The sequence below is a fragment of the Streptomyces sp. NPDC052012 genome, assembly GCF_040689265.1.
In the GTDB taxonomy this organism is placed as follows: domain Bacteria; phylum Actinomycetota; class Actinomycetes; order Streptomycetales; family Streptomycetaceae; genus Streptomyces.
Window position 1 is genome coordinate 102,057 of record NZ_JBFAXA010000026.1, and the last position, 13,626, is coordinate 115,682.

Sequence of the window (13,626 nt, forward strand, 5' to 3'; positions counted from 1 at the left end):
GGGCGTCGCAGGGCAGGCGGGACTTTGCGGACACCCCCTAGGGGGGAAGCCCGGTGCGCGGCGCCGCTGTCTCGACGGGCTTCCGGGTGCCGCGCGGGGGGCGGCACCGGGAAGCGCGGGCTCACTTCTCCAGGTCGGCCCGCATGGTGACGAACAGCTTGCCCGCCTCGGGCAGCGTGCTGTTCGGGAAGTGGGCCACGCCGGCGGTGGTGTCGTCGGCCCAGCCGCAGACGACGTCACCGTCCTCGGTGAGCGAGGCCAGCATGCACTCGACGGAGCCGCCGAGCGGGCCGGCGTCCTCGACCGGCTGGGCCTCCGGCTGGCCCAGCTCGTAGTCCCACTTGATGTGCTCGAGCATGCCCCGCCAGAGGTGTTCGCGGCGCTCGGTGGTCTCCTCCGGCACGTTGTCGACCGCGACGACGAGGACGGGGTCCCCGCCCGCGGACGCGTAGTTGTTCATCACCAGGTTCATGCCGTCGCGCATCTCGCCCGGGTCGATGGCCACGTCGCTCGGCGCACGGTCGCCGGTCATCTTGGACAGGCCGCCCGCCGTCGCCGCGTCGACCACGCGCCGCCCGGCCGCGTCGGCGGTCGGATCGGCGCCCTCGGTCTCCTCCGCTGGCTCGGCGCTCGCGGTCGACTCCGCGCCGGACGCGGAGCCGGACGGGGCGACGGGAACGCCCTCGACGTCGTCGGTCCGGCACCCGCTCAGAAGAACGAGGCCGAGTACGGCCGTCGTAAGGGCGATGGAACGCTGAACGCGCATGGAACGTGCTCCCCCCGAGGACCGGCGGTCCGCCGCCGGCCGGATCGATACGTGGGCGGCGGTGCTCACAGAGGCCACCCGCCACCCGTGGGTGACGGAGCATCAGTCTCGTACTCGTACGAACACCGGCCGCCTTCCCACCGACCGTCCCACCGGTGGCTGGAAATCACCTGGGAACCGGCTGGGACCCCCGCTCCCAGCTCACCGTCGGTGTCCTCGGCCATGCTGCGGGTGCAGGGTCGCCATGGCCGGGTCCGGGACGAGCCGGCCGTGCGGGGCCGCGGGAGACGACTGCGAGATGACGGGGGAGTTCGTGGACATGGGGGACGTCGTGGAGGCACGGGTGCGCGGGGGCCGCCTTCGGCGGGTGGCGACAGCCTCGGCCGGGCTGCTGGTCGCCCTGACGGGGTGTACGACGCAGAAGCCGCCCGCGGCGGCACTCGACTGCACCGGTGCCGCCGCGGTGGACGCGCCCGCCGCCCGCATCGGCCTTCCCGCACCGGCGGCACCCGGGCTGCGGGAGCGGGCCCGCTCGGTCGCGACGCTGCCGGGCGGGCCGTCGCTGGTGCTCCCGGCCGCCGCCGGTGGCGGGGCGCCGGTCGTGTACCGGGTGGACCCCGAGGGCGACCTCGTGTCCGGCCGGCTGGAGGGCGACGGCGTCACGCGGCACTGGCGCACCCCGCTGGGGGAGGCGTTCCGTCCCGTGGATGCGCTCGTCACGCTCTCCGCCCCGGCGGGCGGCGGCGGGCCGCTGGTGGTGGCCGCCCATCACCAGCACGGGGAGGACCGCCGCTCGGAGTTCCGGCTGCTGTCGGCGGCGGGCGAGGAGCTGCTGCGCTGCACCTGGCGCCCTTACGACTCCGCCGAGCACGTGGAGCTGTCGCCGGACGGCAAGGTGCTCGTCGCCACGCGCACCACGAAGAAGCCGCGGGTGAACGGCTCGTCGACCGTGGCGGACCGTCATGTCGAGATCCACTCCACGGCCACCGGCAAGCGGCTGGTCCGTGCCCGTACCACCGACTACGCGCAGGACGGCACCCGCGTCTACGGTCGGCTGGGCTCGGAGGTCTTCGCGTACGAGGCGGCCGGCGGCCGGGAGGTGTGGCGTACGGACACCGGCGCCCGTCTGGGAGATCCCCGCAAGGCGGTGTCCGAGCCGGTGTTCCTGGCCGGGGAGCTGCTGCTCGTCCAGGCGGCGGCGGACGGCACCGTGACGGCGCTGGACACGGCCACCGGTGAACGGCGCTGGCGGGGCAGCCTGCCCGGCCGGGTGCAGTCGGTCCACCCGCTGGGCGAGGACCGGGCGCTCGTCCACTACCGGGGCGGGCTCGCGTTCACCGGCCCGCGCGGTATCGAACGGACCCAGCCGGTCCCGGCACCCGCGGACGGGGCACGCCAGAAGCTCGAACACGTCGTCCGTACCGCGGACGGCGTCGTGGCCGCGGCGGTGGAGGAGAGGGACGGCTCCGGCCGCGTCCTCACGGTCTGGGGCGACACACCGGCACTGGCCGACGCCCCGCTGCGGATCCCGCTGCCCGCCGCGCACGTCCAGGCGGTGCTCACCGACACGGTCGTCCACGTCCTGCCGTGGGTGCCGGACGGCGAGCAGGCGACGCTGTACGCGTACGACCTCACCGCCGAGGGCCGCCCGCTGTGGCAGACCGACGTCCCCGACCGCCTCCACATCGAGGACTCCCCCGGCCCGGACCCCTCCCTCCACCCGTACGCCGGCGGCCTGCTGGGCCTGGACCGCAGCGCCACGGGCTGGGTACTCGGCCCGGGCTCCTGACCGCGTCAGTCACCGCCGCCTCCACCGTCACCCCCGCCTCCGCCCCCGTCGCTTCCGCCCCCGCCGCCGTCGCTCCAGCCCTCGTTGCCCGAGACGGGGCTGGTCCACTCGCCGGGGTTCCAGTCGCCACCGCCGCCACCGCGGCGCCGGTCGGCCTGGACGACCCTGCGGGTGGCCTCGGCGATCGGAGTGGCGCGGGTGAGGTCCCGCAGCAGGATCCGTATGCCCAGGCGCCACCACTCGGCGTCCAGACGACGGTTCAGCCGGCTCACCCCGGCCAGGGCCGCCAGGTGCGGGCCGCGCACGTCCGGCGGTCCGGGCACCGCCCCGTGCGCCTTGGGCCGTACGGCGCGGTCGATCCGCGCGACGAGATCGGCATGCCCGCCCGGGTCCACCGCCCGCCACGTGGCCGACGCGAACAGGCCGAGGAAGGAAGGGGTGTGGCGCCGCACCACTCCCCGCTCGGCGAGGGCGTCCAGATACACCTGGACGATCCGGTCGCCGGACGCCCTGTGCACCCACCGCTCCAGCCGCATGGAGCGTGCGTCCTTCCTGGTCCGCAGCATCCGGTTCAGCACCCGGCCGGCGAACGGGTCGGCGGGCCGCACTTTGCGCACCGTGAGAATGCGGGTGTCGTCGACGCTGATCGCACCGGTGAGCATCAGCTCGGTGAGCACCGCTCCGCCGAGGACCCGGCCGAAGTGCCGGGGCGGCCTCAGCACTCCGCTGCGCGGATGGGCGAGCAGCAGAAGCAGGTCCTCGGGAAGGGTGGTGGGAGGTCCGTCGTACATGTCCGTCTCCTGACCCGGCGGATGAGGACTTCACCATCGAGGCGGACGCCGGTGACACCCTGGGAACCGGCTGGAAGAGCCACTGGGAACCCCGGGCCGCGGGCGCGCCGGCCCGGCGCAGGCGGTGGGGACGGCGCGATGCCCGTGCGGCAGGCCCGGCCAGGTCCGGTCCTGGAGTCACCGCGCTACTGAGTCAACAGGGCCAGCGCTTCCTTCGCATTGTGCTCGGCGATTTCCTGCATCACCGCGCGGTGCGGGAAGTCGCCGTCGAGAAGGCGCAGGGGACCGGCGACCAGGGAGAGGCGCATCGCGAGCATGTAGAGGTCGAGGCGTGCCGGATCGAGCCCAGGGCGTGACAAGGCCGGGTACTGGTCGCCGAAGCGGAGCTGGAGGAACACGTGCTCCCACTCGACGTCGAAGTACATCAGGCCCTCGATGTCGATGAGGACGGGGTGTCCGGCGGCATCGACCAGGACGTGGTCGGGCCCGAGTTCGCCGTGGATCAGTCCGTGCTGCGCGCGCGGAGCCACTCGTGCGGCCAGCTCCTGCAGGCGATCGTGCAGAGAGGCCGCGGCTGATCCGATCCTGGCGTCACGTTCGGCCGCCTCGGCGAGATCCTCGAGGGCACGCTCGAGCACGAGTCGCTCGCATGATTCGCCACTCGCCGCGCCGCCCCGGTCGAGCACATCCACCCTGCCGTAGTGCCGACTGTGCTGCTGGTGCATCACGTCGAGCATTGCGGCCAGCTCGCTCAAGGCATCTGACGCGCGTGCCGGATCCGTCTTCAGCAGCGCTTCCAGAGTGCCGCCGGCAACGTCCTCGACAACTGCCACGTCCGCCGGGTAGCGGCGTCGGCTGTCGTCAGCCAGAAGCAGCTCCGGGACCCGGACTCCGAGGCCGTCCAGCCTCCGCTGGGCGGCCAGGAAAGGAACCAGACCGGAGGCAGGAGCGAACGGGTGCGCCGCGTCGGCGGCTTCCGCTGCCGGCCAGAAGTTCTCGGCCTCGGCCCAGCTGTAGACGATCACACTCGCTGCGCGTGATCCGTCCGTGTGAACCCGGTAGACCCCCTTCTTGCTGCCCCCGCGCAACCGGTCCGCTCCGGCGATGCGGGCTCCCGCCCCCAGGGCCTCGTGCACGATCTCTGACAGGGCTTCACCGTCCGTGAACTGGCGCATCCGCCGACCCTATCCCCCGGTCAGGTGCGCGTGCGCCTGACTCGTTGGAGGCGAGTACGGCAGGCGGTGCGGTGAGGCGGGTGGGGCGGGCACCGGTCGTGCCCGCCCCGTGCTCGCGGTCGGTCAGTTCCTGCCGAGCAGCTTGTTCATCTGCTCGATCTCCGCGCTCTGCGAGGTGATGATCTGTCCGGCCATCTTCTTGGCCGGGGCGTAGGCGCCGTCGGCCTGCTCGGCCTTGGCCATCTCGACCGCGCCTTCATGATGCTTGATCATCATTTCCATGAAGGCGGTGTCGAACGCCTCGCCCGAGGCGTTCTCGAGCTCGGTCATCTCCTCGGCCGTCATCATTCCGCCCGTGCCGTGCGCGGAGTGGTCCATGGCACCCTCGGCGGGCACCTCCTCGCCCCAGGAGGTCAGCCAGCCCGACAGCTTCTTGATCTCCGGGTCCTGGGCCTTCTTGATGCCGGCGGCGAGCTTCTTCACCTCGGCCGACTGGGCCCGCTCGGGCGCGAGGTCGGCCATCTCCACGGCCTGGCGATGATGCGGGATCATCCCCTTGGCGAAGGCGACATCGGCCGCGTTGTGCTGCCCCTGCGACGCCTGTGCAGAGGTGGAGGCAGGGGCGGAAGCGGTGCCGTTGTCGTGGCCGCCGTGTCCGGCGGAGTCGTCGCCCTCGCCGCCACAGGCGGCCAGGACGAACGCTGCCGCGCCCGCGGCGGCAACGACCGCGGTACGACGGAGCAGTGAACGCTTGCGGATCATGGTGGTGCAACTCCTTCACGCGCGCCAGTCGCAGCGCGCGGTGGATCGGATGGAGGGCGTGCGAGGGCACGGCACCCGCGCCACGGGGCGCAAGGAGTGCCGAGCGGGCCGCTCTAGATCCGTAGAAGCTGCAGCTCGGAAAGGTCCGGTGGGGCGCGTCCGTCATGGGACGAGCCGGTGGCCGCCGCGAGGGGACCCGGGGCGGCGGGCGCGTGCAGCACCGTGCCGGCGGCCAGCGCCGGCGGCGTGTAGGCCGAACTGGTACCGGCGGCCGCACACATGGCATCGGCGTGATCGAGATGCCCCGGTCCGCCGTCGGTGTGCGAGCATCCCCCGTCCGCGTGCGGTACGCCGTCAGCAGCGGCCATCACCATCTCGTGACCGGCCCCCGCCTGCGCCGCCACGGCCGCACCCGGAGCCAGTCCGTGCATACCCACCACACCGGCCAGTACCGCCAGGACCAGCAACACGAGCAGCCGCCCGGTGGGGCGGCTGCTCGATCGGGTGCTCCTGGTCACGGAAGTCATCGTACGGGGCCACCCGCACCGGGCGAGGCGCACCGGCCAGGTGGCGCATCCCCCACCCTTCCGGCCTTGCCTGCATGGGTCTGTGCGGCGCCGTATGCCACGGGGCGGCCGCCTTCCGTGGCGACGGGCCGGGGCCCGGTGGCATCCATGGGGAACGGGCTCTCAGTGATCGAGGATGGTCACGGCGATGGCGACCGCGTGCAGGACGATCCTGATCGTCTCGGCCGCGAGGGCGGGGATGCGGCTCCACCGTCGTGCGCCCTCGTTCCGCGGCGTCGGTTCGCAGGGGGCTTGTGACTGCTCGGACATGCTTCTCCTTCCGCTGAATCCGGCCGGCGGGCTCGGACAACAGCAGCATTTCGAGCAACCGGGTGTTGCATGCTGTCAACGGCATGTTGCTCAACACTTCTGCTTCGGGGCGAAGATGACAGATCTTGAAAGTGGACGGCGGCCGGTGGAGAACCCGTTGGACCCGGGAGCCGGCTGGAAGGAGCCGAAATCACTGAGGAGCCCCGTCAAACGGGGTCTGACCCCTGGGCAGTACGTCCTGGCCAAGCTGCTGCGGCACCTGCTGGCGGAAAGCGGCAACGGCGTGCGGGATTTCGCGGTGAAACGGCACTACGACCCGTCCAATCTGACCAGGTGGCTGCAGGGCGAGCGGATTCCCGACAAGGCCATCGTGGACGCCCTCCTCGATGCCGTGGAGGATGCTCACCCCGGACGTGTCAGTCCCGAGGTCCGCAGCCGGTGCTACGAGATCCACCTGCATGCCCTGGAATCGACCCACCCGGAGCGGTACCGGGTCCAGATCCTCAGCGACCGTCTGGAAGGCGTTCTCTACGAGAGGGAGAACGCGGCAGCCACTGTGCTCCAGGCCTCGGCCGGCGTTGCCGAGCTGCAACAGCGGACCCATGAGCTGGAAGTTCGCATACTCGAGCTGGAAGAAGAGGACAGGGCCCAGCAGAAGCGGTCGGCAACCGCTCTGGTCTCCCTCAGGGAGGAGCAGCGCCGGTCCGAGCAGGAATGTGACAGCCTGCGGCGCCGGATCCGGGTCCAGGAGCGTGAGCTGGAGGACGCGAGACGCGCCCTCGAGCGGGCCACGTCCGAGTGCGCCGACCTCGAGGATCAGCTCGACCGGGCAGAGGCCGCGCTTCTGGCGGCCGAGCGTGAGCAGGAGTCGGACGTGCGCCAGAGGGACGCGTTGATTCGCCGGCTCCGCCGCCGGTTGTCGGAGGCCGAGCACGACGTCGCGGTCGCCGTCACGTCCTTCGCCGGCGGGTGACGTAACGCGGGGCAGGACCTGTGGTGCGGAGGTGAGCCTCCAGGGGGGTCGCGGTGACCGGTCCGGCGTCACCGCGGCCCGTGGAGGCACGCCGCTCGAGGAGTGGTCCGCGTCGGGTCACCACTCGGGGATGAGCGGCGTGTCCGCTTCGTGCTGCCGCCAGGCGTCGGTGATGCGGACGAGGCGGGCGGGGGTGGCGATGCCGCGCACGGTGGCGATCTTGCCGTCGGTGAGGTCGAAGGTGACGGTTCCCACGACCTGGTCGCCGACCACTGCGAGGAGGGCGGGGGCGCCGTTGACGACCGCGTAGTGGAGGGCGGGCGTGCCGCCGGCGAATCGCCGTTTCGCGGAGGTGGGGCGGAAGCCGGCCCGGGCGACGGCGGCGACGCGCTCCGGGGTGTCGAACCGCAGGAGCGTCCTGCTCAGACCCGCGCCGTCGGAGATCGCGGTCGCGTCGTCGGTGAGCAGCGCCACCAGCCGTTCGGTGCGGCCCGAGGTGGCGGCGGAGAGGAACTCCTCGACGATCCTGCGGGCGGAGGCGGGGTCGACCTCGCCCCCGCGGCGGCGCGCGGCGGTGATGCGGCGCCGGGCCCGGTGGAGGTGCTGCTGACTGGTGGACTCGGTGATGTCGAGGATCTCGGCGATCTCGGCGTGGCTGTAGGAGAACGCTTCGCGCAGGACGTAGACGGCCCGCTCGACCGGGGACAGGCGCTCCATGAGCGTCAGCACGGCCAGGGAGACCGATTCACGCTGCTCGAAGGTGTCGGCCGGGCCGAGCATCGGGTCGCCGTCGAGGAGCGGTTCGGGAAGCCATGCACCGGCGCTGCGTTCGCGGCGGGCCTGCGCCGAGCGGAGCCGGTCGAGGCACAGGTTGGTGACGACCTTGGTCAGCCATGCCTCCGGTACCTTGATCCGTTGCCGGTCGGCGGCCTGCCAGTGCAGGAACGCGTCCTGCACGGCGTCCTCGGCGTCGGCGGCGGAACCCAGCAGCCGGTACGCCAGTGAGGCCAGCCGGTTCCGGCTGGCCTCGAACCGACTGGTGTCGAAGCGATCAGTCGCGGTGCTGTCCACACGATCACCCTATGGGGTGACTGAGCCGGACCGGGCTCTTACACGAACGCCTTCTCGGCCGCCACCTCCGGCGCGGCGGTCAGGCGGCGCCGCCGCTTGGGCATGCCGAAGGTCGGGTGCATGACGCCCCACAGCGACATCTTCAGGACGCCCGCCTTGATCCGCGCGGCCTTCCGGCCGCCCAGGTATTTCGGCTTCGCCCGCCCTTCGCCGTCGACCAGCTGCAGGATGCCGTCCCGCCGCCCGAGACTGATGTGGTTGCCCACGTAGACCAGCTTGATGTCCGTGACCTTACGGCCGGTCAGACGCCCCACGATGGCCTCCGTGGCCTGCCGGCCGGTGGCGCCGGCCGACGCGCAGGACATCGGCAGCGGACGGCCGTTGTCGCCGAGGGCGTACGCGGCGTCGCCGACGGCGTAGACGTTCGGGTGCGAGACCGAGCGCATGGTGCGATCGACGACGATCTGCCCGGTCTCGGTGACCTCCAGCCCACTGACCGCGGCGATCGGATGGACCGCGAACCCGGCCGTCCACACGGTCGCGTCCGACGCCAGGACCGTCCCGTCGGCGCACAGCACCCGTGTCGCCTCGACGGCTTCGACGCTGGTGTGCTCCACGACGGTGATGCCCAGCCGGTCGCAGGCCCGGCGCAGGTGACTGCGGGCCCCGGCGGACAGGCGTGCGCCCAGCTCGTGGCGGGCGACCAGCGTCACCGCCAGGCCGGGCCGGGACTCGGCGATCTCGGTGGCGGTCTCGATGCCGGTCAGTCCGTCGCCGACGACCAGCACATTTCCGCCCTCAGCCCGCTTGTCCAGGGTGTCCAGCCGCTCGCGCAGACGCAGCGCCGAGGGCCGGCCGGTGACGTCGAAGGCGTGCTCGGCCACGCCGGGGACGCCGCTGTCGGCGACGTGGCTGCCGAGGGCGTACAGCAGCGTGTCGTAGCCGATCTCGCCGCCGCCGTCGGCGTCGGCCACGGTGACGACCCGGCGGTCGGGGTCCACGGCGGTGACCCGAGCCAGGCGCAGCCGTATCCCCGAGCCCGCGAAGACGTCGGCGAGCTTGGGGGTCTCGACCTCCTGACCGACGGCGAACTGGTGCAGCCGCAGCCGCTGGACGAAGTCCGGCTCGGCGTTGATCACGGTGATCTCGGTGTCCGCCGGGGACAGCCGGCGCGCCAGGATCCCGGCCGCGAAGGACCCGCCGTAGCCGGCGCCGAGGACGACGATGCGGTGCTTCATGTGTCTGCTCCTGTCGGTTCGCTCGCTCTGCTCGCTTGCTCTGCGTGGGTTGAGCGGAGCAGCGCGCCGATTGCTGACAGGAACGGGATGTGTCATGGGTCACATAGGGGGAGGAGCGCCGCCCGGCGATGCTCACGACTGCGACGCGTGTTCCAGCACGCCGCGGGTGTGTCCCCCACGGTGGGGTGTGTCTCCCACGGTGTACCGGGCCCGGTTCCGCACGACGGCCGAACGGGTCTTCTGATTCGCCGGGGCTCCTGGTCCGTGAGTGAGACGGAGAAACTCGCGGCAAAGAATCTTGAGCCAGATATGGACGTGCCGTTCATATTTTGCTTATATGGACTCAGCGTCCACATCTCGTAGAGGAGAAGTCCCATGACCCCCTCATCCACCCCCCGCGTCGCGCTCGTCACCGGCGGCTCCGGCGGCATCGGCAAGGCAGTCGTCGAGAAGCTCGCCGCCGACGGCTTCGCGCTCGCCGTGCACTACGCCGGCAACAAGGCCAAGGCGACGGACCTCGCCGAGGAGATCAGCGCGTCCGGCGGCCAGGCGCTCGCGGTCGGCGGCGACGTGGCCGACGAGAAGGCCATGGAAGGTGTCTTCGACGCCGTCGAGGCGGCGTTCGGCGGGATCGACGTGGTGGTCAACACCGCCGGCATCATGAAGCTCGCGCCGATCGCCGCGCTGGACCTGGACGACCTGGACCGGATGTACCGCACGAACCTCCGCGGCACCTTCGTCGTCTCCCAGCAGGCCGCCCGCCGCGTCCGCGAGGGCGGCGCGATCATCAACGTGTCGACGTCCGTCACGCGCACCCAACTGCCCGGCTACGGCGCCTACGTCGCCACCAAGGCCGCCGTGCAGGGCATCACGCTGATCCTCGCGCGCGAACTGCGCGGCAGGGACATCACAGTCAACACCGTCGCGCCGGGACCGATCGCCACGCCGCTCTTCCTCGAGGGCAAGGACGAGGCCACGATCGCCGGCTTCGCCGAGGCGACCCCGCTGGAGCGCCTCGGCGAACCGCAGGACGTCGCCGAGTCGGTCGCCTTCCTCGCAGGCCCCGCCCGCTGGGTCAACGGCCAGGTGCTCTACACCAACGGCGGCCTCGCCTGAACGCGCAGGCCCGCCGCGCGGCCCCGCTCCCTCGTCCGGTAGCACTCCCCTGAACAGGACCGGCCCATGTCATCCGTCGTTCTCATCACCGGTGTCGCCACCGGCATCGGAAACCTCACCGCCCGCGCCCTCGCGGCCGCCGGCCACACCGTGTACGCCAGCATGCGCGACGTGCGCGGGCGCAACGCCGACCGCGCCGAGGAACTGCTGGACCTCGGCCGCCGTGAGGGGCAGGACCTGCGCGTCGTCGAACTCGACGTGCAGTCCGAGGCCTCGGCCGAGGCGGCCGTCGCCACCGTCCTCGACGAGGCCGGCCGGCTCGACACGGTCGTGCACAACGCCGGGCACCTCTACGTCGGTTACGTCGAGGCGTTCACCCCTGAGGACATCCAGCGCCTCTTCGACATCAACGCCCTCGGCATCCAGCGCGTCAACCGCGCGGCCCTCCCCCACATGCGGGAACGGCGCTCCGGCACGCTGGTCCACGTCGGCAGCACGACCTCGGTCGTGGTACCGCCCTTCCTCGGCCCCTACGTGGCGTCGAAGTCCGCCGCCGACGCGCTGGCCCAGGTCACGGCGTACGAAGTCGGCCAGTTGGGCATCGAGACCACCATCGTGATGCCGGGACCCTTCACCCAGGGGACCGAGCATTTCCCCAACGCCGACCGCGCCGGTGACGAGGAGCGGACCCGTGCGTACGGCGTTCTGGACTCGATGGTCGCCCGCAACGAGGAGGCCACCGAGGCGCTCTTCCCGCCGGGCGTGTACGCGCATCCGCGTGCCGTCGCCGAGGAGATCACCCGGGTGCTCGCTCTTCCGGCCGGCACTCGCCCCTTCCGGACCGTCGTCGACTTCAGCCAGGCCGGTGTCGAAGAGGTCAACGAGGTCCTGCGCCGCGCCCAGGAGGATTTCCTCACCCGCCTCGGCTTCGGCGAGCTCCTCCACGTCAAGGGCACAGGTTCGTGACGCTGCGGGCGGTCGGGTGGGCCGGGTGCCCGCACCGCGCGGCGACTTGAGGTGTTCCTAGACTGATCCGGTCCCAGAACTATCGAGGAGGACATGGTGACGAAGACGGCCGGCGGCGCCGACGAGCGCCCGGCTCGCGGGCGGGGACGGCGCCCGGCCGACGAGGTCCGCGCGGACGTCTTCCGTGCGGTCGGCGAGGTGCTCCTGAACGAGGGAATCGCCGACCTGACCTTCGAGCGGGTGGCCCGCCTGGCGGGTGTCAGCAAGACGACCCTCTACAAGTGGTGGCCCTCCAAAGGGGCCCTCGCACTGGACGGCTACTTCCACGCCGTCGAGGAGACCCTCGCCTTCGACGACACCGGCGACATCCGCGCCGACCTCCTGAGCCAGCTGCGCGCGTTCGTGCGGATCATGACGCGGACACCGGCCGGGCGCGTGGTGACCGAGCTGGTGGGCCAGTCCCAGACCGACGAGGATCTGGCCAAGGCCTTCCGCTCGCTCTACTCCTCCGAACGGCGACGCCTGGCCGGAGAGCGACTGACGCGGGCGAAGGAGCAGGGGCAGATCCGGGACGACGTCGACGTGCAGGTCCTGGTCGACCAGCTGTGGGGCGCCGTGTACCACCGTCTGCTGATCCCCGACGAACCGGTGACGGACGAGTTCGTCGTCGCCCTGGTCTCGAACCTGATCGACGGCATCACTCCCTCGTGAATCACGCGGCCGAGCGGATGCCGACAGCCCGTTTCGGCCGCCGACACCCGCTCCGGTCTGTCGCCGCCCGCAGCGACGGTCACAGATCGGCGCCTGCTGCCGCGGGAGCTGCCTCCTTCTCCTGGGGCTTGTCGGCGATCACGGCTTCGGTGGTGAGGAACAGACCGGCGATGGAGGCGGCGTTCTGCAGGGCGGAGCGGGTGACCTTCACGGGGTCGATGATCCCGGCGGCCAGCATGTCGACCCACTCGCCGGTCGCCGCGTTCAGACCGTGGCCGACCGGCAGGGTACGGACCTTCTCCACCACGACGCCGCCCTCCAGACCCGCGTTGCGGGCGATCTGCTGCAGAGGAGCGGTCACCGCGCGGCGCACCATCTCCGCGCCGGTGTGCTCGTCGTCGTCCAACTCCAGCTTCTCGAACGCCTTCTCCGACGCCTGGAGCAGGGCCACGCCACCGCCGGGCACGATGCCTTCCTCGACGGCGGCCTTCGCGTTACGGACGGCGTCCTCGATGCGGTGCTTGCGCTCCTTGAGCTCCACCTCGGTGGCGGCACCGGCCTTGATCACGGCCACGCCGCCGGCGAGCTTGGCCAGGCGCTCCTGGAGCTTCTCGCGGTCGTAGTCGGAGTCGGAGCGCTCGATCTCGGCGCGGATCTGCTTCACCCGCCCCTGGATCGCCGATCCGTCGCCGGCGCCTTCCACGATGGTGGTGTCGTCCTTGGTGACGACCACCTTGCGGGCGCGGCCCAGCACCTCCAGATCCGCGTTCTCCAGCTTGAGGCCGACCTCCTCCGAGACGACCGTGGCGCCGGTGAGGATCGCCATGTCCTGCAGCATGGCCTTGCGGCGGTCACCGAAGCCCGGGGCCTTGACGGCGACGGACTTGAAGGTGCCGCGGATCTTGTTGACGACCAGGGTCGCCAGTGCCTCGCCCTCGACGTCCTCGGCGATGATCAGCAGCGGCCGGCTCTCCTTCATCACCTGCTCCAGCAAGGGCAGCAGGTCCCTCACCGCGGTGATCTTGGAGCCGACGAGCAGGACGTACGGGTCCTCCAGGACCGCTTCCATGCGTTCGGGGTCGCTGACGAAGTAGGGCGAGATGTATCCCTTGTCGAAGCGCATGCCCTCGGTGAGCTCCAGCTCCAGGCCGAAGGTGTTGCTCTCCTCGACGGTGATGACGCCTTCCTTGCCGACCTTGTCCATGGCCTCGGCGATCAGTTCGCCGATCACCCGGTCGCCGCCGGCGGACACGGCCGCGGTGTTGGCGATCTCGTCCTTGGTCTCCAGTTCCTTGGCCTGCTCGAGCAGGGCGCCCGAGACCGCTTCGACGGCCTTGTCGATACCGCGCTTCAGAGCCATCGGGTTGGCGCCGGCGGCCACGTTGCGCAGACCCTCGCGCACCAGGGCCTGGGCGAGAACGGTCGCGGTGGT

Annotated in this window: 14 protein-coding genes; 5 read left to right on the forward strand and 9 right to left on the reverse strand. The window is 71.6% G+C overall.

The window, feature by feature from the left end; translation table 11 throughout:
• Positions 1 to 121: 121 nt before the first annotated feature.
• Positions 122 to 766, reverse strand: coding sequence for a hypothetical protein (locus AB0412_RS30395; RefSeq protein ID WP_366405798.1), 645 nt, complete (start codon positions 764 to 766; stop codon positions 122 to 124).
• Between the two features lie 298 nt (positions 767 to 1,064).
• Between AB0412_RS30395 and AB0412_RS30400 the strand changes: the two genes are divergently transcribed.
• Entirely contained in the window at positions 1,065 to 2,555 is a 1,491-nt protein-coding gene (locus AB0412_RS30400; RefSeq protein WP_366405799.1) for a PQQ-binding-like beta-propeller repeat protein, read from the forward strand.
• A 5-nt stretch (positions 2,556 to 2,560) separates the two neighbouring features.
• Here the strand turns inward: AB0412_RS30400 and AB0412_RS30405 are convergent, their stop codons facing one another.
• The 5 genes from AB0412_RS30405 to AB0412_RS30425 all read right to left on the reverse strand — a co-directional run bounded on the left by AB0412_RS30405 (position 2,561) and on the right by AB0412_RS30425 (position 6,119).
• Positions 2,561 to 3,346: a GPP34 family phosphoprotein gene (locus AB0412_RS30405; RefSeq protein ID WP_366405800.1), complete on the reverse strand. Its 786-nt coding sequence runs from the start codon at positions 3,344 to 3,346 to the stop codon at positions 2,561 to 2,563.
• Positions 3,347 to 3,531: 185 nt separating this feature from the next.
• Positions 3,532 to 4,521 carry an aminoglycoside phosphotransferase family protein gene (locus AB0412_RS30410; RefSeq protein WP_366405801.1) on the reverse strand — a complete coding sequence of 330 codons (990 nt, stop codon included), beginning with the start codon at positions 4,519 to 4,521 and terminating at the stop codon, positions 3,532 to 3,534.
• Between the two features lie 123 nt (positions 4,522 to 4,644).
• Entirely contained in the window at positions 4,645 to 5,283 is a 639-nt protein-coding gene (locus tag AB0412_RS30415; protein WP_366405802.1) for a DUF305 domain-containing protein, read from the reverse strand.
• A gap of 113 nt (positions 5,284 to 5,396) precedes the next feature.
• Positions 5,397 to 5,801, reverse strand: coding sequence for a DUF6153 family protein (locus AB0412_RS30420; protein WP_366405803.1), 405 nt, complete (start codon positions 5,799 to 5,801; stop codon positions 5,397 to 5,399).
• Between the two features lie 171 nt (positions 5,802 to 5,972).
• On the reverse strand, positions 5,973 to 6,119 hold the full coding sequence (locus AB0412_RS30425; protein ID WP_366405804.1) for a hypothetical protein: 147 nt from the start codon (positions 6,117 to 6,119) through the stop codon (positions 5,973 to 5,975).
• Between AB0412_RS30425 and AB0412_RS30430 the strand changes: the two genes are divergently transcribed.
• Positions 6,118 to 7,092 (forward strand): hypothetical protein, encoded by a 975-nt coding sequence (locus tag AB0412_RS30430; RefSeq protein WP_366405805.1) that lies wholly within the window; start codon positions 6,118 to 6,120, stop codon positions 7,090 to 7,092. The genes AB0412_RS30425 and AB0412_RS30430 overlap by 2 nt on opposite strands.
• 117 nt (positions 7,093 to 7,209) lie before the next feature.
• Here AB0412_RS30430 and AB0412_RS30435 read toward each other — a convergent pair whose 3' ends face one another.
• The gene (locus AB0412_RS30435; protein WP_366405806.1) at positions 7,210 to 8,163 is read right to left on the reverse strand and encodes a sigma-70 family RNA polymerase sigma factor; all 954 of its coding nucleotides are present in this window, start codon (positions 8,161 to 8,163) and stop codon (positions 7,210 to 7,212) included.
• A gap of 38 nt (positions 8,164 to 8,201) precedes the next feature.
• Positions 8,202 to 9,401 carry an FAD-dependent oxidoreductase gene (locus tag AB0412_RS30440; RefSeq protein WP_366405807.1) on the reverse strand — a complete coding sequence of 400 codons (1,200 nt, stop codon included), beginning with the start codon at positions 9,399 to 9,401 and terminating at the stop codon, positions 8,202 to 8,204.
• A gap of 375 nt (positions 9,402 to 9,776) precedes the next feature.
• On the opposite strand from AB0412_RS30440, the gene AB0412_RS30445 reads away from it, so the two are divergent.
• From AB0412_RS30445 to AB0412_RS30455, 3 genes are all read left to right on the forward strand, one after another.
• The gene (locus tag AB0412_RS30445) at positions 9,777 to 10,517 is read left to right on the forward strand and encodes an SDR family oxidoreductase (protein ID WP_366405808.1); all 741 of its coding nucleotides are present in this window, start codon (positions 9,777 to 9,779) and stop codon (positions 10,515 to 10,517) included.
• Between the two features lie 66 nt (positions 10,518 to 10,583).
• Complete coding sequence (locus AB0412_RS30450) at positions 10,584 to 11,483, forward strand: SDR family NAD(P)-dependent oxidoreductase (RefSeq protein WP_366405809.1); 900 nt, start codon at positions 10,584 to 10,586, stop codon at positions 11,481 to 11,483.
• Positions 11,484 to 11,576: 93 nt separating this feature from the next.
• Entirely contained in the window at positions 11,577 to 12,194 is a 618-nt protein-coding gene (locus tag AB0412_RS30455; RefSeq protein WP_366405810.1) for a TetR/AcrR family transcriptional regulator C-terminal ligand-binding domain-containing protein, read from the forward strand.
• A 79-nt stretch (positions 12,195 to 12,273) separates the two neighbouring features.
• Here AB0412_RS30455 and groL read toward each other — a convergent pair.
• On the reverse strand, positions 12,274 to 13,626 hold a 1,353-nt coding region (gene groL / locus AB0412_RS30460; protein WP_366405811.1), incomplete at its 5' end, for a chaperonin GroEL.